Below are 22505 nucleotides of genomic sequence, written 5' to 3'. Positions count from 1 at the left end.
ACGTTCACCTTAAAAATATTTCTCAATGCAGTCTAAGGTTTCCTGAATTTCTGCTTCGGTATGTGCATCAGACAGGAACATGGCTTCAAATTGTGACGGAGCTATATGAATACCGTTGTTTAGCATATACCGGAAATATTTGGAAAATTCTGCGGTATCAGATGTCTTTGCAGAGGTATAATCCGTCACCTTATTTTCTGTAAAGAAAATACAGCCTAAGGAAGAAACGGAATTTACTTGATAATCAACACCTTTTTCTAAGAAGATTTTTCGAATTCCTTCATACAGAAGTTCTCCTTTTTGGTAAAGGCGTTTGTAAATATCCTGATCTTCCCAGAGAATTTTTAACTGTGTAAGTCCTGCTGCCATAGCAATGGGATTTCCGCTTAAGGTACCTGCCTGATAAACGGGACCTGCCGGAGCTACCATTTCCATAATCTCTTTTCTGCCGCCGTAAGCGCCTACGGGCATACCGGCTCCAATAATTTTTCCATAAGTTACCAAATCCGGTGTAATTCCATAAAAGCCTGCTGCACCGCTAAAGCTCAAGCGAAATCCGGTAATGACTTCATCAAAGATTAAAAGCGCATGATATTTATCACATAAATCACGCAGTCCTTGTAAAAATCCGTCTGCCGGAGGAACGACACCCATATTTGCACCTACGGGTTCTACAATCACAGCGGCTACCTGACTGTCACTTTCGATAAACAGCTTTTCTACACTGTTTAAATCATTGTAAACTGCAAGCATGGTATCCTGTGTACATCCTTTTGGAACACCGGCGCTGTCCGGCACACCGCTGGTCATTACACCGCTTCCTGCACTTACCAGCATGGCGTCTGTATGTCCGTGATAACAGCCTGCAAATTTAATAATTTTATTTTTCCCTGTATAGCCTCTGGCAACACGCAAAGCGCTCATTACGGCTTCTGTACCGGAGTTTACCATACGTATCATATCTACGTGAGGGATTTTATCGCAGATAAATTCTGCCATTTCCACTTCCACTTCCGTAGCACAGCCAAAGCTTAATCCATTTTCGCTGGCACGAATGACCGCATCTTTAATCTGCTCATTGTTATGACCTAAAATCATAGGTCCCCATGAGTCGATATAGTCAATATATTCGTTGCCGTCTACATCAAAGATTTTACATCCCACAGCCCCCTGTATAAAGCGAGGTGCTTCTGTTACAGAACCGTAAGCACGAACCGGACTGTTTACTCCTCCGGGTATTCTCTTTACTGCTCTTTGAAATAATTCCTCTGATTTTGTCATTATCCAATTCTCCCTTCTTCGATGTATTTCGCAATTTCTTTTGCAAAATAAGTGAGATAAATATCAGTGCCTGCACGGTAAGCGCTGGCTGCCATTTCACAGATAATTTTATCTTCCTCGATATACCCAAGCTTTGCTCCTGCCTTTACCATGGCGTATTCTCCGCTGACAGAATATGCTGCCACAGGAACGTGAAGCTCATTTTTTACCTCACGGATAATATCCAGATAAGAAAGAGCCGGTTTTACCATAATAATATCCGCTCCTTCTTCTACATCCAATAAAGCTTCTTTTAATCCCTCTCTGCGGTTGTGATAATCCATCTGATAACTTTTTCTGTCACCAAAGGAAGGGGCAGAACCGGCTGCATCACGGAAAGGACCGTAAAATGCAGAAGCATATTTTACTGCATAAGACATAATTGGCGCTTCCTTGTATCCGTTTTCATCCAAAAGATTGCGGATTGCCAAAACTCTGCCGTCCATCATATCGGAAGGCGCTACCATATCTGCCCCTGCCTGTACATGGGAAAGGGCTGTTTTTGCCAAAAGCTCTAACGTCTTGTCGTTTTCCACTTCATGTCCGCAGAGAACTCCGCAGTGCCCGTGAGAAGTATATTCGCACATACATACATCGGTAATCAGATACAAATCATCTCCAAAAGCTTCTTTTGCCTTTGCAACGGCTCTTTGTACAATACCGTCTTCTGCGTAAGCCTGACTTCCCACTTCATCCTTTTTATCAGGAATTCCGAAAAACATAACTTTACTGACGCCCGCATCTAAGGTTTCTTCCAGTCCTTTTAACAAAGTATCAATACTGTAACGATATTGTCCCGGCATAGTTGGAATTTCTTCTTTTATTCCTGTTCCTTCCTTCACAAATACCGGATAAATCAGAGAACTTTTATCTGCTCTGGTTTCACGTACCATTTTTCTCAGAATTTCATTTCCTCTTAACCTTCTCGGTCTGATGTTCATACTTCTACAACTCCTTTTTCTCTGAATTCTTTTTTAATTCTATTACTAATTCCAGAAGACTGTCAATAGAAGCTTCTTTTGACATGTAAGTTTCCATAGAATATTTATCTGCTGCTGCCTTTGTCTGCTTTCCGATACAGGCAGCCTTTACCTTGCTGTAATCCAGTGCTGGAACTGCTTTTACAAATCCTTTTACCGTGGAAGCACTGGTGAAAACTGCACAGTTAATGCTTCCTGCTTCAAATTCTTTCTTTTCGTCAATAATTTCCGATTTTTCATAAAGCGTTTCATAAATACCGATATCGTCAATCGTAATTCCTGCTTTTTTCTTTAATTCTTCTATAATTTCCTGACTGCCGATTTCTGCTCTGGGGAGTAAAATTTTCTCTGTTCCGCTGCATTTTTCGCACAACATTTTCCCAAGAGATGCACCGTCAAACAGTTTTGGCATAACATCTGCAAAAAAGCCTCTTTCCTGTAAAGCTCTCTGTGTTCCTGTTCCTACTACTGCAAATTTTACATTTCCCAGCTTTCTTGCGTCTACCTTTGCCTTTTGCATTTCCTCAAAGAAAACCTTTACGCCTTTTGGGCTGGTAAAAGCAATCCAGTCATAAGTCTGTAAATGAGAAAAAGCTGTAAAAAGAGCTGTATTTTCTTTTTTTGCTGTGGTTTGAATAGCAGGTAATTCCAACACTTCTGCCCCCAACTTTCTAAGCTTTGCCGCCATGGAGGATGCAGCTTCTTTTGGTCTTGTCACTAATACCTTATAGCCGAAAAGGGGAAGCTTTTCATACCATGCAAATTCCTCTGCCAGAGCACAGACTTTTCCAACTACAATAATGGCAGGCGTTTCAATTCCCTGACGTTGTACTTCTTCCGGCAAAGTAGAAACTGTTGCCACAATTCTTTTCTGTGCGGCCGTTGTTCCTTTCTGCAAAATCGCAGCGGGCATATCTTTTTCCATGCCTGCATCTAAAAGCGCCTGACAAATATCCGATAAAGCGCTGACACCCATTAAAAATACTAAAGTTCCCTTTGTGCGAACAAGAGCTTCAAAATCAATGTCATAGGCTGCACCCTTTTTCTTATGTCCCGTAATAATGTGAAGAGAAGATGTAAAATCACGGTGGGTAACCGGTATTCCGTTATAAGCAGGAACGGCAATAGGAGAAGTCACTCCCGGTACGATTTCGTAAGGAATTCCCTCCTGAATTAACAGCTCCAGCTCTTCTCCGCCTCTGCCAAAGAGGAAGGGATCTCCCCCTTTTAAGCGGACTACACGATATCCTTTTTTTGCTTCCTCCAATAAAACCTCATTAATCTGTTCCTGTGGCATGGTGTGATGAGATGCTCGTTTTCCTACGTTAATACAACGAGCCGTTTTTGGAACTTGTGATAAAACTCCCTGACCTACCAGACTGTCATACACCACCACCTCTGCCTGCTGTAAAATTTCCATTCCCTTTAAAGTAAATAATCCAATATCTCCCGGACCGGCTCCTACCAGCCATACCTTGCCTTTACACATGCGCTTTACCCCTTTCTCTCAGCTCTTTTGCAAGAGAAATTCCAAGTTCCTCTGCTTCTTTTACGCTGCCTTTTTTCAATCCTTTTTCATAATTTCCTGTATTTTCATCATAGTAAAGTCCACGTAAAATAATTTGTCCGTCCTCTACCTTGGCATGAGCTGCTACCGGAGAGGAACAGCCTCCGTCTAAATATCTTACAAAAGCCCGTTCTGCCAATGCTGCATAAGTGGCATTTTCGTCCCCATAGCCTTTTAAGTAACTGTAATCCACGTCGTTTCTTCCCTGAATTGCCAAAATCCCCTGACCGGCTGCCGGTATCATTTCCTCCGGCTCAAAATAACGGGCAATTCTGTCTTCCAGTCCTAATCGTTTCAAGCCTGCCGCCGCCAGTAAAAGACCGCTGTATTCTCCGTCATCTAATTTTTTCAAACGTGTCTGAACGTTTCCTCTGACACTTTTACATTCCATATCCGGAAAGATTTCTTTTAGCTGTAAAATTCTTCTTAAACTGGAGCACCCAATAGGCTTTGAAGGTTCTAATTGGGTAACGCCTTTTGGAAGCACCAGTACGTCTCTTGGATCTTCTCTTTTGGAAAATGCGATAAGAGGAAGCTCTTTTGGAACTTCCATAGGCATATCCTTTAAGCTGTGTACGGACAGTTCTGTTTTTCTTTCTGCAAGAGCCTTATCCAGCTCCTTTACAAACAAGCCCTTTCCGCCGATTTTGTCCAAGGTTCTGTCTAAAATTTTATCTCCTGTGGTTTTCATGGTAAGGATTTCCACTTGAATATCCTCGTTATTTTTTTGAATATAATCCCGCACCATCTCGCTTTGCACCACTGCAAGCTTACTTTTTCTGCTTCCGATTACTACTTTTCTCATATTTACTCCCCTTTATGACTGAGCATTTCCTGTATCATTTCTCTTATTTTACGGACTTTTTTGTGGTCTTTTCCACATCCGTTAAAGCCGATTACAACATCTTCATATTCTAAAATTCCCGGAAAATGAAAGTCACACTTTTCTTGATTGCTGGCTACATTTACCAGTATATTCTTCTCTTTGCAAATCTTGTATATTTCTTCGTTTAAAGCGCTGTCATCTGTTACCGCCAGAACCATGTCCGCATCTTTGATATCAGACTTTTCATACTTCTTTTGCTGATATAAAATTTCATTTTTCTCATAAAGTATTTCGATTTCTTTCGTACACGCAGGCGCAATAACAGTGATTTCTCCCACAAAATCCAGCAGAGTTTGAATTCTTCTGGTGGCAATTTTCCCGCCTCCGATTACCACTGCCTTTTTCTGTGTGAAATCTATAAACAGAGGAAAAAACTTCTTTTCTTTACGCTCCATAAAGCTTTTCCAACCCTTCTACACAATTTAAAAATTCTTCTTTTTCCAAGGTGTCACGAAGCCCGAACATCATTTTGCTGACAACCTTTCCGGCCGCTGTATCAATGGCGTTTAACAGGTTTTCCCTGTCTTCATCTTCCATAGGAGTTTTTCGCAAAATTTTTAAAATACGCAAATTCAAATCCTGAACCGCTTCTGCCTGAATGTCCTGAATACGGGGAATTAAGCTTCTCCCGTCATACCAGCAATAAAAATCTTCCATCTGCTCTTTTAATATTAACGCTGCTTTTTGCATACTTTCCTGAAGCTCCAGAGAATTGGTATCAATCTTAAAGCTGTCAATATCATAAAGAGTCATGCCCTCTATTTCCTTTACAGACGGTTCTATGTCTCTTGGAACAGCCAAATCAATTAAAATCTGTTGTTTTTCCCCTTTTTTAGCCTGCTGTATCAGCTCCTTTGTAAGGGTAAAATTGGGACTTGCCGTTGCACTGACCACCAAGTCACAGGAAGGAAAAAATTCCATGCGTTCTCCGTAGTTTATTCTGTCACAGCCTTTAGGAATACTGACAATTCCGCTGCGATACTGACGAACTGTAACCGTTACATGTGCGCCTGCTTCTGCCAAAGCCAATGCAGCCACTTTCCCCATCTCTCCGTTTCCGATTACCATACAGGTAATGCCGTCTAAAGAATAACCTGCTTCTCTCAGCTTTTGAATAGCCTGATGAATGACAGAGCTGTTCCCTCTGGAAAACACCACCTCTGTTTTTACTCGTTTTGCTGCGGTCACTGCCATGCGAAAAAGCACTTCCAAGACATTGTCTGTACAATAAACGTCTCTTGCCATAGACAGGGCATCCTTTACCTGAGTAATAATCTGGTCTTCTGCCAAAATCTGAGATTTTAAGCCGCTTGTCAGGTAAAAAAGATGTTCAATCGCCTCTCCTTCCTCCCTCTCCACAAAATATCTGCGAAATTCTTCCGGATTTTTTCCTTTTTCTTCACACAAGAACTCAAAAAGAGAGCCCTCCCATTCTTCCTGTGTACTTGCCCAAATCTCCATTCTGTTGCAGGTAGATAAAATAACACAGCCTAAAATTCCCGGAGTTTCTTTTAATTTCTCCATCGCCGCCGCTGCATTTTTCTTTGTAAAGGAAAATTGTGCACGCACGTCTACCGACGCTTTATTGTAATCAATTCCCACCATGGAAATACTCATTTCTTCTTCCATCTCCTAAATCTTTTGTTTTTACATAATTTTTTTCATATTAGCACAGAATTGTTTTCGGTGCAACTTATTGATTATTGACAAAATCAGATAGTATGTTACAATAAATTCAGAATTGAATGTTCGAGGTGCCTGTTTGCAGGAGAATAGGAAAGTTGAGTGAAAATCTCACACGGTCACGCCGCTGTAATGGAGAAGTTTTATTTCATTATGTCACTGGAGTTTACTGGGAAGACGAAATAAAATGACGATACCTGAGTCAGAAGACCTGCCTTGTACATACGATTTACACAGGTTACGAACGATGGCCATGTGTAAGAACAGGGTGGCTCATAGCTTATCAATTTGGCTGGAACCTCTTGTTCTTCTGATAGCCTGTCGGTATGTACCGAACAGGTTCTTTTTTATTGCATAGAAAAATACATACTATGTAATAAAAATGCTCCGCAAGGAGCACATTGCGTTTTAAAATCAGAAGGGAGAAGAAAAATGAGTAAACAACACAAACGACTTTTTGTACTGACAGGTATTTTTGCACTTACTTTTGGAGTAATGTCTAATGTCAGTGCGATGCACATTATGGAAGGCTATCTGCCGGGCAGCTTTTGTATTGCATGGGGTGCTTTATGTATTCCGTTTTTAGTTGCCGGATTTTTGTCTATTAAAAAGACATTAGCTGAACATAAAAATCTGATTACACTCCTTGCTATGTCAGGAGCTTTTGTATTCGTAATTTCATCACTGAAAATTCCATCTGTAACAGGAAGCTGTTCTCACATGACAGGTACAGGACTGGGAGCAATTTTATTTGGACCTTCCGCTGTTTCTATCTTAGGACTGATTGTTCTTTTATTCCAGGCTATTTTATTAGCTCACGGCGGACTGACTACTATCGGAGCAAACACTTTTTCTATGGCAATTGCCGGTCCGTTTGTTTCTTATGGAATTTTTGTTTTATGTAAAAAAGCAAAAGTAAATAAAGTTATTTCTGTTTTTCTTGCAGCAACTTTAGGAGATTTATTTACTTACTGCGTTACTGCCGCGCAAATGGCACTTGCTCACAATGCAGATACTACTTTTATGGCTGCTATGGGCAAATTCCTTGCAGTATTCGCTCCTACACAGGTACCTTTAGCTATCATTGAAGGTGTGATTACAGTTCTGATTATCCAGGGATTAGAAACTTACGCAAAACCTGAACTTCGTGCAATTGGTTACTTAAAGGAGGGAAAATAATATGAAAAAGAAAGTACTTCTTGCCATTCTTTTGATTTTCTTAATTGCTTTTGTTCCATTATTCGTATTAAAAGATGCAGAATTTGGCGGTTCTGACGATGCCGGAAGCCAGGTCGTAGAAGAAGTAGATGCTTCTTATGAGCCATGGGCAACTCCTATTTTTGAGCAGCTTATTGGCGGTGAACTTCCGGGAGAAGTAGAGAGTCTTCTCTTCTGTCTGCAAACAGGAATTGGTGTCGGCGTCATTGCTTTCATCATGGGACGTTTTGTAGAACGTAAAAAATGGATGAAAGACGATAATTAAAATTTCTCTTTTGAAAGGAGTTTTCCTATGATTGTCATTGATAAGCTTTGCTATCATTCCAGACTCAGATATGAAAACGCCGGTGAGAAATTTGCCTTTGCAATAATTACACTTTGTATTTGTGTAATGAGTCGTTCTATTGCAGTGGCAGGTATCGTATTAGCAGTTACAGGGATTCTTACCGTATGTAAGGGAGGAGTCCCTGTTTCTCGTTATTTACGTTTTCTCACTGCTCCCATTATTTTTTTATTACTTAGCACAATTGCCATTATGTTTCATATAAGCCGTACACCTATGGATTTATTCTCTATTCCTGTGGGAAGCTGGTACATTACAACCAGTTATTCCTCTTTCTTTTATGCGGTACAGCTTATTTTTACAGCATTAGGAGCAGTTTCCTGCTTATATTTTTTATCTTTTACTACACCTATGCCGGACATCTTGCAGGTTCTTAAAAAGCTTCACTGTCCTAAACTGCTGATGGAATTAATGCTTTTAATTTATCGTTTTATTTTCGTACTTTTGGATACTGCCTCTGCTTTATCCACTGCCCAAAACTGTCGTCTTGGAAATCGGAATTATAAAACGTCTTTAAAATCTTTTGGAATGTTGGGCTCTGTTTTAATGATCAGAGCTGTGGAACGTTCCAACCGATTATATGCATCAATGGAGGCCAGATGCTACGATGATACCATTCATGTACTGTCAGAAAACCAGCCTCCTAAAAAAAAGGTCATTGCAGCTATTGTACTTTTTGACTCAGCCTTATTTCTGTTCGCTATATGGAGGAGATTTTTTTCATGAATTCAGATATTATTCTAAAAGCAGAAAATTTATATTTTTCTTATGATGACGAACAAAGTCATTCTTTAAATGGTCTTTCTCTGGAAATCAAAAAAGGCCAGAAAATTGCATTTATGGGTGCTAACGGCAGTGGTAAATCTACCTTTTTTCTCTGTTGTACCGGTATTTTAAAACCACAAAAAGGAAAACTTTTCTTCCATAATAAAGAAGTCACTTATAAAAAGAAAGAACTTTTAGATTTAAGAAGTAAAATTGGGATTGTTTTTCAGGATCCGGACAATCAGCTTTTTTCAGCCAGTGTCTATCAGGAAATTTCTTTTGGACCTTTAAATTTAGGGCATTCTGAGGAACAGACAAAAAAAGAAGTAGAGCAGGTCATTGACTATCTGGAAATTACACCTTTCCGTCATAAGCCAACCCATGCTCTAAGTGGTGGGCAGAAAAAGCAGGTATCCATTGCTGATATTCTGGTCATGAAACCGGAAATTATTATTTTAGACGAACCCGCTGCTGCTCTGGACCCCAAGCATACTACTATGGTAAATCACATTGTAGAACAAATGACACAAAACGGTATTACCGTTTTAATGGCAACTCATGATGTGAATTATGCCTATGAATGGGCGGATGAGGTTTTGCTATTCCATGAGGGTAAGGTTCTGATGCACGGCACACCGGCGCAGGTATTTGGAAATCGTGTTGCTTTAAAACAGACAAATTTGGAACCTCCTGCTGTATTGGAGCTGTTTGAAAGCCTATGCAGAAAAGGGATTTTAAAACCTTCTCTTCCCCTTCCTAAAAATTTAAATACTTTAGAAAAATACATCTCAGATGTGAAAATAAATACACACTATGGAGGAACAAAAACAGTGTTAAAAGAAACAAAAAAAGCCATCTTAGCTGTAAGTTTTGGAACAAGTCACAATGATACCAGAAAAATTACCATTGATGCCATTGAACAGGATATGCAGGCTGCCTTCCCTGATTATGCCCTCTATCGTGCATGGACCAGCAAAATGATTATCAAAAAAGTAAATGCCAGAGACAGCGTACATATTTTTACGGTAAAAGAAGCCATGGAGCAGATGCTTCAAGACGGCATTACCGATGTTCTGGTTCAGCCTACCCATGTAATCAACGGTATTGAAAATGACCTTATGAAGGAAGATGCTCTTGCTTATCAGGAACAGTTTCACTCTATTTCTTTCGGCGATCCGCTTCTTACCAGCGAGCAGGATAATTTGGCTGTTATTGAAGCAATCACATCTGAATTTAAAGACTTGGAAAAAGATGATGTTTTAGTTCTGATGGGACACGGAACTACCCACTATGCCAATGCGATTTATGCTGCTTTGGATTATACTTTTAAAGATAAAGGATATTCCAATATTTTTCTTGGAACAGTGGAGGCCTACCCGACTATGGAAAGTCTGTTAAAAATGGTTCACGCTTACAAGCCGAAAAAGGTGATTTTAGCTCCCTTTATGATTGTAGCCGGAGACCATGCCAAAAATGATATGGCAAGCGATGAGCCGGACTCTTGGTACAGCCAGTTTAAAGCGGAAGGCTATGAGGTAGAACCTGTATTAAAAGGCTTGGGCGAATATTCGGGTATTCGAAAACTCTTTATTGAACATTTAAAATCCATAGATTGTTAAAAAGCAAAGAGGCTCTTGCTTTAAATATTATCCCCAATATTTAAAGCGACAGCCTCTCGTTTTTTATTATTCAGATTATTATATCAAATAGTTCTTTTCTATCCAGCGTTTTACTTCTTCCAATGTCTTCAATTTTCCGTATAAATACTTCTTTACAGGTGTCTCGTCTTCTAAAAGGTCGGGTATCATAATGACTTTCATTCCTGCTCTTCCGGCTGAAATAATCCCATTGTAGGAGTCTTCCAGCGCCAAAGCAGAGGAAGGATTGATTTTTAATCGTTTGCACGCCAATGCGTAAATAGCAGGATCGGGTTTTCCCTGTTCCACACAGTCACCTGTGATGACTTCCTGAAAATAAGGAAGAATTTCCTGTTCCTTCAGCGCTTCCTTGGCATACATTTGATGAGTGGAGGTTGCCACAGCCATAGGAATATTTTTCTCCTTCAAATAATCTAAAAGAGAAAGCAAGCCTTCTTTTTTAGGAATTCCCTTTTCTTTTTCGTATTCATAATAGACCTGATGATACCCGTCTAAAAAAGCATCTAAGGGAAAATCCTCTCCATATTTGTTTAGAAAATAAGCATTTCTTTGGGCTCTATTCATGCCCAGCGTATTTTTTATATTCTCTCCCAGTTTTCCGTAGCCCAGCTTCTCTCCTGTCACATCCCAACTGTATTTAATAACTCGTTCGGTATCAAGCATTAAGCCATCCATATCAAAGACAACTGCTTTTGGGAAAAATTTATCTTCTGTTATCCAAAATTCTGATGATTTATTCACTTTGAATTGCAGCTCCTATCTGACTGTAAATATTTTCTGCATCCAGCACGTGGAAAGGCTCGGTATTATGATTTCCGTCTGCGCCTGCTGTTACTAAGATATAATTCTGCCCTTCTACATTTGCCAAGCTCGCCAGACATAAACCTGCTGCGTTGGTAAATCCTGTTTTTCCACCCAGAATTTCTCCGTCTGTCACCTCTAAGGTTGATTTCTTATCATACATAGTGCTTTCAAAGGTAATTCCGTCTGGCTCTGCTGCTGTGGGAGCAGTGGTATAAGAACGAGTCGTAAACACTTCGTAGAAGGTTTCATTTTTAATTGCCTGCTCCAATAAGATCATGATGTCTGTAACCGTTGTATAATGCTCATCTTCATGCAGTCCGGAGGCGTTTACAAAATGAGAATTTAACATACCCAGCTCTTTTGCCCTCTCATTCATTTTTTCAGCAAAAGCTTCTTCACTTCCGGATATTCTGCATGCCAATGCCGTACAACATTCTGCTCCTGACGGAAGCATCAGACCGTACAGCAAATCTTTTACAGAAACCTTCTCTCCTGGCTGAAAACCAGCCATGGAAGCGCCTCTTTCATATTCTGCCAAAACCTCATCCACGGGAATTTGAATTTTCTCATCCAAATCAGGAAGCTCTTCTACGGCAATCAATAAGGTAAGAATTTTTGTCATAGACGCAGGATAAATCCGTTCCTCGGCATTTTTAGAAGCCAGAACTTTATTATTTTGTACGTCTTTTACAATAGCGGCTTCACTGTAAATATCCATATCAATCTGCACATTTAACCGTTCTTCCAGCTTTCGTCTTTCTTCTGCTTCCTGTTGTCTTTTGCGTTCTTCTTCGGCTGCTATTCTTGCTTTTTCTTCCTGCTTTTGGTCATAAGCCTGTTTTAGCTTTATTCCGCCTAAAACAGCACACAGACAAAGAATACACACAGCTAAAACAGTAAATAAAATTCTTCTTTTTCTTCTAGCTTCTCTCATTCGTTGTTTTTTCTTCATAATTTCTCCATATTCTAAACGCAGTTATTCCATGACAAACTGAAAATAAATGCTTTGTCATGGAATAATAAGCTTGTTTATTCATATATTTCTACTTCTGAGATACCATTGTCATTCCATCTGCTTCCCTCATAAGAGTCTGCAATATACATGGAAATGTAAGACGCATCGATTGGTTCGTCAAAGGAAAGACAGAATTTTTTCTTCTCATCGGAAAATTCCACATCCTTTGTCTGACTGTCGCCAATCTGAATGGTCAAGGTCTTCGGGCGTGCGCTGTATTCCCAGAGCTGATCGCTTCTCCAGTTTCCTAAATACAGCACAAGATAGCGAACCTTGTGATTTCCGTCCAAATTGATTTGAATACCTGTCGTCTCTCCTGTCCCCTCTTCATTCTCCTGCCAAGAGGTACTGCTGTCTCCGTCAATGGCGCTTTTGGCGCTGTAATCATAGGTAGCGGACTCTTTGATAGAATTCTGTTCGGCGCTGACAGGCGTAATTTTCTGATACTGAGAAAAATCAATTTCCTCCGGATTTACTAATTGAAAAGATTTTTGTTCCGGCGTTTCTTCGTTTGAAGTATCTTCTTTTTCTTCTTCGTCCATTTCCTTTTCAGTCTCCGAAGACGGAGTATCCTGATGAACCACTTCTTTATGTAATTTTTCATAATACTCCTTTTCCTGTCTGTCTAAATCCTTCATTCGCTTCATTCCCAAAGCAATTCCAATTCCCAGACACAAAAGCAAGAACAAGGTAATTAACGCAGTAATTTTCCATCTTTTCTTTTTTCCTTCGGGACTTAAAGGAGGTTTCTCGTCTTCCTCCTCCTCATCCTCGAAAAGGTCTTCCTCCCAAACGTTTTCCTCTTCTTGTGAAGCATCTTCCGAAATCTCTTCTAAAACAGCCTGTTCGCCTTCTTCTTGGTATTCTGTTTGCGGTTCTGCGTTCAATTCCGGTGCTGCTTCAGCTTCTTCTTCTGCTTCAATTTTTGCTTCTTCGGTTTCTTCTGCTACTTCTGTTTTTACTTCTTCCGGTTCTTCTTCTGTTTGTAAGACTTCTTCTTGAACCGGTTCTTCTACATTTTCTTTTTCCTTCGGAAACCTTGTTATTTTCACAGGCTTTGCAGGTTCTGCTTCCTTTCCTTCCTGCTCTGCCTTTAAAATTTCTTCCAGCTCCTCATCCGTCTTATAATAAGCCCATCTGTCATCTTCATCCATATATTCCGGAAAAACAGCTTTTCCGCACCGTCCGCAATAGAGGTCGGTATCCGGTATTTCTTTTCCGCATCTGTCACATTTCATGTTTTTTCCTTCCTGAAATTCCTATTTCCAGTAATCTCTTTCATTATCAATCATGTATAATAAAGCATTACAGATACATGCGGCAATATTGCTTCCACCCTTTCTTCCTCTGGCAACAATATAAGGAACCTCTGTATCCATAATCATTTCCTTAGATTGTACCACATTTACAAAGCCAACGGGAACCCCTATAATCAAATATGGAGAAATTTTTTTCTCATTTATCAGTTCATATAGTCTTACAAGAGCAGTCGGTGCATTGCCAATGGCAAAAATCAACGGTTTTCCAAGCTCTGCTGCTTTGTCCATACTTGCAGTGGCTCTGGTAGTTCCCAGTTCCTTTGCCTTCTTTGCCACGTCTTCATCAGACATAAAGCAATAGACCTCACCGCCGTACTTTGCCAACGCTTTTTTGTTAATTCCTGCTTTTGCCATCTGTGTGTCTGTGACAATGCAAGCGCCGTTTTTAATTGCTTCAATGGCTTTTTCCACTGCATTTGGAGAAAAGCAGAGATTATCTGCATAGTCAAAATCAGCGCTTGTATGAATACATCTTTTTACAATACACTCTGTACCGGGAACTAATTTTTTGTCTCCTAGCTCCTCTGTAATAATTTCAAAACTTCTTGTTTCGATTTCTTTTGGTTTTACATTTTCCAATTCTACTTTCATTTGTCCTCTGCCTCTCTTTTTATTCAATCCGGCTTCTAAAATCTCATAAATTTTCTTCATATCTAAATGTTCCCGAAGACCGTCTGCCAGCTTATCATACTGGGTTTCCTTAAATGCGGCAAAATCCATTCCCGTCATTTGGGAAACGTCCAGACCTTTTCTTTCTCCAATGGCTTTTACCACACTTTTTGCCACTTCTTCTTTATCAAAAATTCCATGCACATAAGAACCATATACATTGCCGGAATAAGCTCCGTCTTTTTTAGTTGTATTTTGTACATGGTCGGTAATCTCAGTAAAGGGCTGCGCTCCTTCCAAAAGCACACTTTCACCCATGTGGATTTCGTATCCTTCCAGCTTGATACCGGTAAGAGCACTTAATGCACCGTCTACTTTTGGGAAAGTACCGGAAACTCTTGTACGGGTTTTAGAATTTTGGAACACGGTTTCCATTGGTAAAAGTCCCATGCCTTTTACCTCCCCGCCTGCTTCAACGCCATCCGGATCGGAAAGTTTTTCTCCTAACATCTGGTATCCGCCGCAGACACCGAAAATAATCTTTCCTTCGGCAGCTTTTTTCAAAATTGCTGCTTCCAGCCCACTCTGTCTTAACCAGAGTAAATCTTCCATGGTATTTTTCGTTCCCGGTAGAATAATCATATCGGGATTTTTCAGTTCACTGACTGATTTTACATAGCGCAGAGAAACACCGGAAATCATTTCCAAGGCATTAAAATCTGTAAAATTGGAAATTCTGGGCACACGGATAACTGCGATATCAATAGCGCCGATTTCCTGATTGCCGGAAAAGCGCTCGGTGAGGCTGTCTTCATCTTCTACCTCCAGCTCCATGTAAGGAGCTACTCCCACCACGGGAATACCTGTTTTTTCTTCCAGACTTACCACTCCCGGATCTAAAATGGTTTTATCTCCTCGGAATTTATTGATAATCATGCCCTTTACCATTTTCTGCTCATCTTCTTCCAGCAGCATGACTGTTCCGATTAGCTGTGCAAAAACACCGCCTCTGTCAATATCTCCCACCAGAAGCACAGGAGCTTTTGCCTGTTTTGCCATTCCCATGTTCACAATATCTTCTTTTTTTAAATTGATTTCCGCAGGACTTCCCGCTCCTTCAATGACAATAATATCATAATCTTTTTCTAATTTATGGTAGGCTTCCATGACCTTGGGAATAAGCTGCTTCTTGTAAGCAAAATAGTCTCTGGCGCTCATCGTTCCCAGCACTTCTCCGTTGACAATCACCTGACTTCCCACATCGTTGGTAGGCTTTAAAAGAATAGGGTTCATTAACACGGAAGGTTTAATTCCCGCTGCCTCTGCCTGCATCACCTGCGCTCTTCCCATCTCTAATCCGTCTTCGGTAATAAAAGAATTTAACGCCATGTTCTGAGACTTAAAAGGCGCTACCCGATAACCATCCTGTTTAAAAATTCTGCAAAGTCCTGCTGCCAAAAGACTTTTTCCTGCATTGGACATAGTTCCCTGTATCATAATTGCCTTTGCCATTGTTATTTCCTCTTTTCCCCGTTTAAAATATATTCCAAAGCTTCTGTTAATCGCTCATTTTCCTCTCTTTTTCGGACTGCAATACGGTAAAAGCCTTCTTCCAAATTTGGATAATTACTGCAATCTCTTATGGCGATCCCCTGTTTCAGACAGTCCTCCTTTAAATGCAGAGGACCTTTAAAAAAGATATAATTGGCTTTTGAAGGATAACAGAAAAGCTCCAATTTTCTTAATTTTTCTAACAGATATTCTTTTTCTTCTTTGATTTTATCAAAGGTTTCTTTTACATATTCTTTTTCTTTTAATGCCGCTATTCCTGCTTCCTGTGCCAGCACCGATACATTCCACGGCTGCATGACTGCCTTCATATTTTCTAAAGTGTCCTTATCACTGCAAAGTCCATATCCCAGACGAATACCCGCCATTGCATATTTTTTCGTAAATGCCTTCAGCAAAAAGAAATTGGTATAAGTCTCTAAATATGCTTTCATGGTATAAGCTTCCGGATTTTCTACAAAATCAATAAAACATTCATCCAACACAAGAAAAGCATCTGAAATTTTGCAGCGTTGTAAAATTCGCTCTACATAACTTCTGTCTGCCAGTATTCCCGTTGGGTTGTTGGGATTGCAGAAGAATACCATGTCAATATCCTTCGTAATTCTATCTATAAAATTCTCCTGCGGCACAAAGCCTTTTTCCTCTGAAAGCGGCACATACACGATTTCACATCCCACAGAAGACAAAGCCTGCTCATATTCTGCAAAAGTAGGGGCAAGAAGCAATGCCTTTTTTGGCTTCCTTGCCAATACCAGACCGAAAATCAAATCCGCAGCGCCATTTCCGCAGATGATTTTTTCTTCTGCTACCCCTTCCTCCTTTGCCAAGGCTTTGCGAAGCTTATCACAGCTTACGTCAGGATAACATTCCGCTTTCTCAAGCGCCTGTATCACTGCCTCCTTCACACCTTTCGGTATTCCATAGGGATTACAATTTGCGGAAAAATCTAAAATACCGGGATTACGGTATACGTCTCCGCCGTGTACGTGTATCTTTGTCATTGTTTTAATCTCCTTTAAAGAAATAAAATACCTGCCAATATTGCAGTTCTTCCTGCCACAAAAAGCACTGCGCCTAAAAAGGCGCTTACATACAATAATGTATTGGCACGTTTAATATCCTCATATTCAATCTCTCGGTTTGCGTCTCCGATGGTCGGTTTTTCATATAATTTTCCAAAATAATAGGCATTTCCCGCAAGCTGCACGTTTAAAGCCCCTGCCATCACTGCTTCTGTCTGTGCGGAATTTGGACTGGCATGATTGTATCGGTCTCTCAAAAAGACTTTTTTTGCGTTTTTACCGTCAAGACCTTCCAAATAAGCCGCCGCAATCATCAGCCATGCAGAAATTCTGGCAGGAATATAATTGACTATATCATCCAGCTTGGCAGCATATCTTCCGAAGTTGATATATTTCTCATTCTTATATCCCACCATAGAGTCCATAGTATTAATCCCTTTATAGACAAACATCAGCACCGGACCACCGATTGCCATATAAAAAAGCGGTGCGATAATTCCGTCAGAAGTATTTTCCGCAACGGTTTCTACGGCTGCCTTTGTAATTCCTTTTTCATCCAACGCTTTTGTATCACGTCCCACAATCATGGAAACCGCATGTCTTGCGCCTTCTAAATCGCCCTTTTTCAGTTCTTTGTATACCTTCATGCTCTCCTGTTTTAAGGATTTTACCGCAAGCATCTGATAACAGAAAAAGCTCTCGATTACAATTCCCAGTATGGTATGTATTTGATATCCGATATACAGAATAACAAAAGGTATCAAACCGGATAACAAGCAAATTAGAATAACCAGCGCCAGTCCTGCCTTGCGCTCGCCTTTTTCTGCCTTTGGGAATAAATTACGCAAATGTTTTTCAAAAAAAGAAATACCGTTTCCGATTATTCGAACGGGATGGTAAAGCCATCTGGGATCTCCCAAAAGCAAATCTATAAAAAAGCCCAAAAGCAGGGCAGTTCCTGTCCATTTTATCATGATTTTATCCTTTCTGTACCAGAGTGATTTCTCTTTTTTGCTCCCATACTTCTTTGTCTATATGGAGCATGTAAAACCCTCCATTTTCAAGCTGCCATTTAAAATATTCTCCCTTTGGCTGTGCAAAACGGGAAAGAATACTCATAATCGTACCTCCGTGTACCACCATGGCAACCTGCTTCTGCTCTTTTGAAAAGGCTTTTGAAATACATTCCTCAAAGCCTTTGCTACACCGTTTTTGAAATGCTTCCATGCCTTCGCCTTCCGGAAAAGGCAACGTTCCGTTGCTGTCAATCCATTCCTGATATTCTTTTACATCTGACAGCTCCTGATAATTTTTATTTTCAAATTTTCCAAAATCACATTCTCTTAAAAGTATATTTGTCTCCACTGAAAGATTTGGATAAATAAGCTCTGCTGTTTCCAGACATCGCTTCATGGGACTTGCATATACAAACTCTGCTTTTGGATAGCAGTTTTTTCTTATTTCTTCTATGCCAAGAGAGCATAGGTTTTCATCTGTTCTGCAACCGATGTATCTGCCCTTTGTATTTCCTAAGGTTTTTCCGTGTCGGATTAAAATCACTTTAAGCATTTTTTATTACCGTACCAAGACCGCATACCACACGAATGACCTGACTGCTTTTTGCAGCCAGTTGTGTACAAAGCCGTCCTGTACCTTCCCTGTATTTTCTGTCAAAGGCGTTTATGGGGACTACTCCATATCCCAATTCATTGGAAATCACAATGATATCCGGATTTCTTTCCTGAATTTTCTCCGTCAGATTTTCAAAATCCCATCCTTGTTCCAAGCCCTTTTTTACCCATTCATGAAAATGATACAGACAGGTACAATGAAAAATATCCTCATAGTCTGCATCTTTTCCGTCTGTCATCTGTTCCTCCAAAAGAGAGAACTTTTCTTTTACATATTCTTTCTTTCCCTGAAAAGCTCCGCCTATAATTAACTTCATGGTCTTTCCCTTCTTTTACATCATTCTGCTGATAATTTCACCGATTACACAGGAAAATGCAATTACCAGCTCGCAAATCTGAATGTGAAAACCGGCTAAATCTCCGGTAATTCCTCCAAATTCCTTCATGGACATTTTATAATAATACAAATATTCCAAAGCAACTCCCACTATGGTACATGCGCCGATTATCGGATTATATGCCAGCATTGCACATACGCAAAGAACCATATAAACACAGGAAACAATTCGCACGCAATTTTTCTGTGCTCCGTCAGAAAAAGTGGCTGCAAGCCCTGTGTTTTTTGCCATAGGAAAGCTGGCAATGGAAAAGCTTCCCAGCGCTCTGGAAAGTACAAAGCCAATACATACAACAGGCAGGCTTTTTAAAGTAATTTCATGATATATTCCATAATACAGGAAAAAATATACCACGGCTGTGATAATGGCAAAAGCCCCTGCGTGAGAGTCCTTTAAAATTTCTAATTTGCGCTCCCTTGGCTGATAGGAATGGATGGCATCGGAGGTGTCCAGCAAACCGTCCAGATGAATGCCTCCTGTGAGAAACACCGGTATCATCACAAAAATCATTGCATAAAAGCCTTTACTTTCTATAAAATATCTTCCGTAAAAGCCCCAAAACCATACCACACCGCCGATAATTGCACCGATAAGTGGGAAAAAGCACATAATATAGCGCATATTTTCCTTTTTCCAATCACTGGCAGGCATTGGAATTTTGGAATACATAGAAAAGGCAATTTTAAAACTGTTCCACAATTTTTCCATTTTTCTGTCCTTCTTTTTTCTCTGTCTTTTTATGCTGTAACGGGATACCATATACCACTTCGGTAACTTCTTGTGCCCATACGGCAAGCTTTGTGTTAATTTCTCCCAGATATTTCTGATATTGCTTTGTTTCTTCATCATACTCTATCCCATCGGAAAAAATTTCGTTTGTCACAATGACCACTTGCTCTGCCTGTTTGTCTAAATTTTTCACACCTTCTAAAATTTCTTCCACTACTCTTTCTTTTGCGCCGTTTTCCTGAAACATTTCATTAGCAGTAAGATTGGAAAGACACTCCAAAAGTACACAGGAATGTTTTGGTATTTTCACATTTTTCAAGCCTACATAACATTCTACCGTAGAAAAATTTTTCTCTGCCCGCATGGTACGGTGGCGGGCAATTCTTTTATGGCTTTCTTCATCAAAAGGGTACATGGTGGCTATATAAATGCGGTTGAAATCTCCGAATTCTACTACCTTTTGCTCTGCGTAAGCGGATTTCCCGCTGCCGCTTCCCCCTGTAATTAAAGTAATCATTTTTCCCTGTCCTCTCTAATCCAAAGGCTGGTAAGCTTCCATTCCCCAGTTGCCAAAATCACCCATCTGGTTATAAACCGCCAATCCTGTATCTAACAGAGGGAATAAATTAAGCGCTCCTGTTCCCTCTCCCAGACACATATCACAGTGCAAAGGCGCTTCTTTTTCCAGCGCTTCTAAAAGTAAAGCGCCTGCCGGTTCTTTGGAAACATGGGTGGCAAGCATATAATCTTTTGCCAGAGGACAGATAGCTGCTGCCGCCAACGCTCCTGTGGCTGAAATCACCCCGTCAATGAGAACAGGAATATGAAAAGCCGCTCCTCCTAAAAACAATCCGGCAATGGCAGCAATGTCAAAGCCCCCTACCTTAGAAAGAACATCAATAGCATCTGTTTTATCCGGCTGGTGAAGGTCAATGGCTTTTTTAATTGCCGTAATCTTACGGTTTAATCCTTCTGTGGAAAGTCCTGCTCCCCTTCCGGTCATTTTTTCCACCGGAATATCTAAAAGTACGGAAGCCACAGCGCTGCTGGTCGTGGTATTTCCAATTCCCATCTCTCCCGTTGCAATTACGTGATAGCCCTTTTCTTTCATCATCTGGGCTGCTTCTATTCCGATTTCAATAGCTTTGATTGCCTGTTCTCTTGTCATAGCAGGCTCTTTTGTCATGTTTTTTGTTCCATAGGCAATTTTGCGGTTAAAAATGCTTACATCTCTTGCCACACCTACATCAATGGGAAAAATATCACAGCCCACACTTTTGCACATAATACTGGAGGCTGCTTTTTCCTGCAAGAAATTTTCTGCCACCAAAGCCGTAATTTCCTGTCCTGTCTGTGTGACGCCTTCTTCTACCACACCGTTATCTGCACACATGGGGATTAAAACTCTTTTTTCCACACATACCTTTGGCGTGCCTGTAATTCCCGCAATCTGCACAACCATATCTTCCAATTTTCCAAGACTATGCAAAGGATGGGCAATACTGTCCCAATGCGCCTGACTGCTTTTCATTGCTTCCTCATTTAACGGCTGTATCTTTTCTAAAGCTTCCTGCAACTTCATTCTTCAAGTCCTCCTGACTGTCTTCTTTTGAAATTTCTGCAACAATCCAGAAACGCCTTAGGCAAATCCGGATTTCCATAATAGTAAAAGTGGGGAAATCCCGCTATCATAGTCGGCGTACTGTGAATACAATCCCAGCCTCTTTTGCCCACAGGCTTTTTGGCATGAAAATCAGTACCGCAGTTTGTAGAGTCAAAATAATGAAACTCATGAGCCGGACATGTTCCTATGAGTGTTCCGAATACCGGCTTTTTACAGGATGCTTCAATATACCCAAAGCGGGACAGCTTTCCAGTATTAAAAACTTTTCCCTTAATTTGTCCCACTCCCTGACGAAAAATCCCTTTTTCATCCTCAAAGGTATCATGAAGATACATAAAGCCGCCGCACTCTGCAAGAACCGGCATTCCTTTTGAAAGAGCTTCTTTTATTTCTTTCCGCATAGAAGCATTTTCTTCCAGCGCTTTTCCGTATAATTCAGGATAACCTCCATACAATAAAAGTCCCTGAATATCTTCCGGCAATTTTTTATCATGAATAGGAGAAAAGGGCACCAGTTCTGCTCCCATTTCTTCTAAGAGCTTTAAATTATCTTCATAGAAAAAGCAAAAAGCCTCGTCCATTGCTAATCCGATTTTTATTTTCTCTCCCTGATTTTTCAAGCTTTGAAAATATTCCTCTGTTTCTTTTTCCACAGACAAAGCAGGCGCACTCTTTCCCAGAGCGATAAGACCGTCAAAATCTATGGTTTCTTCCATACGTTTGGCAAGCTTTACAAGCTTTTCTTTAAAATCCTGTATCTCCCCCGGCATCACAAGCCCTAAATGGCGGCTTTCAATAACACAGTCTGTTACCACAGGAACATAACCGTATACCGTTATCCCCAGCTTTGCTTCAATCATTTCTTTTACTCTGGGATACAGCATTGGGGAAATCTGATTTAACAGCACCCCTTTTATATTGCTGTCCGGCATAAAATTCACAAATCCCTGAATAAAAGGAAGAATGGAAACGCTCATTCCCTTACAATTTACAATAAGTACCGCCGGTGTCTGTGTCACCTTTGCCAAATCATAGGCGCTGGCTTTTGTCGTTGTTCCGCCCACACCATCATAATATCCCATAACGCCTTCCATTACGGCAATATCACAGTCCTCCAGATTTCGCTTTAACAAATATCTGGTTCTGTCCGGCGTAGTAAAAAAAGTATCTAAATTTCGGGCTTTTGTTCCGATTACCTTTGTATGAAACATGGGATCAATATAATCCGGTCCGCATTTAAAGGAAGCGGTTTTTAATCCTCTGTTTTTTAACGCCTGTAAAATCCCACAGGTAATCAAAGTTTTTCCGCTGCCGCTTGCACCGGCTGTTAAAAGAAAACGAGCTGTACTCATAATTCTATCC

The 22505-nt window shown here is 40.4% G+C and carries 22 protein-coding genes, 2 pseudogenes and 1 riboswitch; of the genes and pseudogenes, 5 read left to right on the top strand and 19 right to left on the bottom strand.

What is annotated here, in order from left to right; all coding sequences use genetic code 11:
• Positions 1-9 precede the first annotated feature (9 nt).
• Genes hemL through hemA form a run of 6 tightly spaced genes read right to left on the bottom strand, consistent with a single transcriptional unit; the run spans position 10 to position 6370 of the window.
• Entirely contained in the window at positions 10-1281 is a 1272-nt protein-coding gene (hemL, locus tag BQ7352_RS10720) for a glutamate-1-semialdehyde 2,1-aminomutase (RefSeq protein WP_072449203.1), read from the bottom strand.
• Positions 1281-2261: a porphobilinogen synthase gene (hemB, locus tag BQ7352_RS10715; protein WP_072449202.1), complete on the bottom strand. Its 981-nt coding sequence runs from the start codon at positions 2259-2261 to the stop codon at positions 1281-1283. The genes hemL and hemB overlap by 1 nt, the downstream gene beginning before the upstream one ends.
• A gap of 4 nt (positions 2262-2265) precedes the next feature.
• The gene (cobA, locus tag BQ7352_RS10710; RefSeq protein WP_072449201.1) at positions 2266-3789 is read right to left on the bottom strand and encodes a uroporphyrinogen-III C-methyltransferase; all 1524 of its coding nucleotides are present in this window, start codon (positions 3787-3789) and stop codon (positions 2266-2268) included.
• Positions 3782-4672, bottom strand: a complete 891-nt coding sequence (gene hemC, locus BQ7352_RS10705; protein WP_072449200.1) for a hydroxymethylbilane synthase — start codon at positions 4670-4672, stop codon at positions 3782-3784. Before hemC ends, cobA begins: the two co-directional genes overlap by 8 nt.
• Positions 4673-4674: 2 nt before the next feature.
• A complete protein-coding gene (locus tag BQ7352_RS10700) occupies positions 4675-5148 on the bottom strand; it encodes a precorrin-2 dehydrogenase/sirohydrochlorin ferrochelatase family protein (RefSeq protein WP_072449199.1) in 474 nt (157 codons plus the stop codon).
• Positions 5138-6370, bottom strand: a complete 1233-nt coding sequence (hemA, locus tag BQ7352_RS10695) for a glutamyl-tRNA reductase (protein ID WP_072449835.1) — start codon at positions 6368-6370, stop codon at positions 5138-5140. The genes BQ7352_RS10700 and hemA overlap by 11 nt, the downstream gene beginning before the upstream one ends.
• Positions 6371-6488: 118 nt before the next feature.
• Positions 6489-6669: riboswitch (cobalamin riboswitch) on the top strand.
• Positions 6670-6868: 199 nt separating this feature from the next.
• On the opposite strand from hemA, the gene BQ7352_RS10690 reads away from it, so the two are divergent.
• The 5 genes and pseudogenes from BQ7352_RS10690 to BQ7352_RS15190 all read left to right on the top strand — a co-directional run bounded on the left by BQ7352_RS10690 (position 6869) and on the right by BQ7352_RS15190 (position 10381).
• Entirely contained in the window at positions 6869-7615 is a 747-nt protein-coding gene (locus BQ7352_RS10690; protein WP_072449198.1) for an energy-coupling factor ABC transporter permease, read from the top strand.
• 1 nt (position 7616) lies between these two features.
• Positions 7617-7919 carry an energy-coupling factor ABC transporter substrate-binding protein gene (locus tag BQ7352_RS10685; protein WP_072449197.1) on the top strand — a complete coding sequence of 101 codons (303 nt, stop codon included), beginning with the start codon at positions 7617-7619 and terminating at the stop codon, positions 7917-7919.
• Between the two features lie 27 nt (positions 7920-7946).
• Complete coding sequence (cbiQ, locus tag BQ7352_RS10680) at positions 7947-8723, top strand: cobalt ECF transporter T component CbiQ (protein ID WP_072449196.1); 777 nt, start codon at positions 7947-7949, stop codon at positions 8721-8723.
• Positions 8702-9322, top strand: a pseudogene (locus tag BQ7352_RS15195) (energy-coupling factor ABC transporter ATP-binding protein); the annotation flags it as partial. The gene cbiQ and the pseudogene BQ7352_RS15195, both read left to right, overlap by 22 nt.
• A gap of 270 nt (positions 9323-9592) precedes the next feature.
• Positions 9593-10381 carry a sirohydrochlorin cobaltochelatase gene (locus BQ7352_RS15190; protein WP_242948606.1) on the top strand — a complete coding sequence of 263 codons (789 nt, stop codon included), beginning with the start codon at positions 9593-9595 and terminating at the stop codon, positions 10379-10381.
• 78 nt (positions 10382-10459) lie between these two features.
• Here the strand turns inward: BQ7352_RS15190 and BQ7352_RS10670 are convergent, their stop codons facing one another.
• From BQ7352_RS10670 to BQ7352_RS10610, 13 genes and pseudogenes are all read right to left on the bottom strand, one after another.
• Entirely contained in the window at positions 10460-11161 is a 702-nt protein-coding gene (locus BQ7352_RS10670) for an HAD family hydrolase (protein WP_072449194.1), read from the bottom strand.
• Positions 11154-12176: a D-alanyl-D-alanine carboxypeptidase family protein gene (locus tag BQ7352_RS10665; protein ID WP_072449193.1), complete on the bottom strand. Its 1023-nt coding sequence runs from the start codon at positions 12174-12176 to the stop codon at positions 11154-11156. The genes BQ7352_RS10670 and BQ7352_RS10665 overlap by 8 nt, the downstream gene beginning before the upstream one ends.
• Before the next feature lie 77 nt (positions 12177-12253).
• On the bottom strand, positions 12254-13477 hold the full coding sequence (locus BQ7352_RS10660) for an NADase-type glycan-binding domain-containing protein (protein ID WP_072449192.1): 1224 nt from the start codon (positions 13475-13477) through the stop codon (positions 12254-12256).
• 21 nt (positions 13478-13498) lie between these two features.
• Positions 13499-14149, bottom strand: a complete 651-nt coding sequence (locus BQ7352_RS15185; protein WP_242948605.1) for a precorrin-8X methylmutase — start codon at positions 14147-14149, stop codon at positions 13499-13501.
• A 24-nt stretch (positions 14150-14173) separates the two neighbouring features.
• Positions 14174-15679 (bottom strand): annotated as a pseudogene (locus BQ7352_RS10650) (cobyric acid synthase); the annotation flags it as partial.
• Positions 15680-15681: 2 nt separating this feature from the next.
• On the bottom strand, positions 15682-16740 hold the full coding sequence (locus tag BQ7352_RS10645; RefSeq protein ID WP_072449191.1) for a pyridoxal phosphate-dependent aminotransferase: 1059 nt from the start codon (positions 16738-16740) through the stop codon (positions 15682-15684).
• A 14-nt stretch (positions 16741-16754) separates the two neighbouring features.
• A complete protein-coding gene (gene cbiB / locus BQ7352_RS10640; RefSeq protein WP_072449190.1) occupies positions 16755-17735 on the bottom strand; it encodes an adenosylcobinamide-phosphate synthase CbiB in 981 nt (326 codons plus the stop codon).
• Between the two features lie 4 nt (positions 17736-17739).
• A complete protein-coding gene (locus tag BQ7352_RS10635) occupies positions 17740-18330 on the bottom strand; it encodes a histidine phosphatase family protein (protein ID WP_072449189.1) in 591 nt (196 codons plus the stop codon).
• Complete coding sequence (locus tag BQ7352_RS10630) at positions 18323-18709, bottom strand: bifunctional adenosylcobinamide kinase/adenosylcobinamide-phosphate guanylyltransferase (RefSeq protein ID WP_072449188.1); 387 nt, start codon at positions 18707-18709, stop codon at positions 18323-18325. Before BQ7352_RS10630 ends, BQ7352_RS10635 begins: the two co-directional genes overlap by 8 nt.
• Positions 18710-18724: 15 nt before the next feature.
• On the bottom strand, positions 18725-19498 hold the full coding sequence (locus BQ7352_RS10625; protein WP_072449187.1) for an adenosylcobinamide-GDP ribazoletransferase: 774 nt from the start codon (positions 19496-19498) through the stop codon (positions 18725-18727).
• Positions 19473-20036, bottom strand: a complete 564-nt coding sequence (locus BQ7352_RS10620; RefSeq protein WP_072449186.1) for a bifunctional adenosylcobinamide kinase/adenosylcobinamide-phosphate guanylyltransferase — start codon at positions 20034-20036, stop codon at positions 19473-19475. The genes BQ7352_RS10625 and BQ7352_RS10620 overlap by 26 nt, the downstream gene beginning before the upstream one ends.
• Positions 20037-20051: 15 nt before the next feature.
• Positions 20052-21101, bottom strand: coding sequence for a nicotinate-nucleotide--dimethylbenzimidazole phosphoribosyltransferase (cobT, locus tag BQ7352_RS10615; protein WP_072449185.1), 1050 nt, complete (start codon positions 21099-21101; stop codon positions 20052-20054).
• Complete coding sequence (locus BQ7352_RS10610; protein WP_072449184.1) at positions 21098-22495, bottom strand: cobyrinate a,c-diamide synthase; 1398 nt, start codon at positions 22493-22495, stop codon at positions 21098-21100. Before BQ7352_RS10610 ends, cobT begins: the two co-directional genes overlap by 4 nt.
• Positions 22496-22505: the final 10 nt, after the last annotated feature.

This window comes from Blautia sp. Marseille-P3201T, assembly GCF_900120295.1.
In the GTDB taxonomy this organism is placed as follows: domain Bacteria; phylum Bacillota; class Clostridia; order Lachnospirales; family Lachnospiraceae; genus Blautia.
Note: the sequence above shows the minus strand (reverse complement) of the source record. Positions and strands in the feature narration are given on the sequence as shown.

What these genes read in the sequence shown, in the direction of transcription:
- hemL (WP_072449203.1), bottom strand. Translation starts at nt 1,281, where the DNA reads ATGACAAAATCAGAGGAATTATTTCAAAGAGCAGTAAAGAGAATACCC.
- hemB (WP_072449202.1), bottom strand. Translation starts at nt 2,261, where the DNA reads ATGAACATCAGACCGAGAAGGTTAAGAGGAAATGAAATTCTGAGAAAA.
- cobA (WP_072449201.1), bottom strand. Translation starts at nt 3,789, where the DNA reads ATGTGTAAAGGCAAGGTATGGCTGGTAGGAGCCGGTCCGGGAGATATT.
- hemC (WP_072449200.1), bottom strand. Translation starts at nt 4,672, where the DNA reads ATGAGAAAAGTAGTAATCGGAAGCAGAAAAAGTAAGCTTGCAGTGGTG.
- BQ7352_RS10700 (WP_072449199.1), bottom strand. Translation starts at nt 5,148, where the DNA reads ATGGAGCGTAAAGAAAAGAAGTTTTTTCCTCTGTTTATAGATTTCACA.
- hemA (WP_072449835.1), bottom strand. Translation starts at nt 6,370, where the DNA reads ATGAGTATTTCCATGGTGGGAATTGATTACAATAAAGCGTCGGTAGAC.
- BQ7352_RS10690 (WP_072449198.1), top strand. Translation starts at nt 6,869, where the DNA reads ATGAGTAAACAACACAAACGACTTTTTGTACTGACAGGTATTTTTGCA.
- BQ7352_RS10685 (WP_072449197.1), top strand. Translation starts at nt 7,617, where the DNA reads ATGAAAAAGAAAGTACTTCTTGCCATTCTTTTGATTTTCTTAATTGCT.
- cbiQ (WP_072449196.1), top strand. Translation starts at nt 7,947, where the DNA reads ATGATTGTCATTGATAAGCTTTGCTATCATTCCAGACTCAGATATGAA.
- BQ7352_RS10665 (WP_072449193.1), bottom strand. Translation starts at nt 12,176, where the DNA reads ATGAAGAAAAAACAACGAATGAGAGAAGCTAGAAGAAAAAGAAGAATT.
- BQ7352_RS10660 (WP_072449192.1), bottom strand. Translation starts at nt 13,477, where the DNA reads ATGAAATGTGACAGATGCGGAAAAGAAATACCGGATACCGACCTCTAT.
- BQ7352_RS15185 (WP_242948605.1), bottom strand. Translation starts at nt 14,149, where the DNA reads ATGAAAGTAGAATTGGAAAATGTAAAACCAAAAGAAATCGAAACAAGA.
- BQ7352_RS10645 (WP_072449191.1), bottom strand. Translation starts at nt 16,740, where the DNA reads ATGACAAAGATACACGTACACGGCGGAGACGTATACCGTAATCCCGGT.
- cbiB (WP_072449190.1), bottom strand. Translation starts at nt 17,735, where the DNA reads ATGATAAAATGGACAGGAACTGCCCTGCTTTTGGGCTTTTTTATAGAT.
- BQ7352_RS10635 (WP_072449189.1), bottom strand. Translation starts at nt 18,330, where the DNA reads ATGCTTAAAGTGATTTTAATCCGACACGGAAAAACCTTAGGAAATACA.
- BQ7352_RS10630 (WP_072449188.1), bottom strand. Translation starts at nt 18,709, where the DNA reads ATGAAGTTAATTATAGGCGGAGCTTTTCAGGGAAAGAAAGAATATGTA.
- BQ7352_RS10625 (WP_072449187.1), bottom strand. Translation starts at nt 19,498, where the DNA reads ATGGAAAAATTGTGGAACAGTTTTAAAATTGCCTTTTCTATGTATTCC.
- BQ7352_RS10620 (WP_072449186.1), bottom strand. Translation starts at nt 20,036, where the DNA reads ATGATTACTTTAATTACAGGGGGAAGCGGCAGCGGGAAATCCGCTTAC.
- cobT (WP_072449185.1), bottom strand. Translation starts at nt 21,101, where the DNA reads ATGAAGTTGCAGGAAGCTTTAGAAAAGATACAGCCGTTAAATGAGGAA.
- BQ7352_RS10610 (WP_072449184.1), bottom strand. Translation starts at nt 22,495, where the DNA reads ATGAGTACAGCTCGTTTTCTTTTAACAGCCGGTGCAAGCGGCAGCGGA.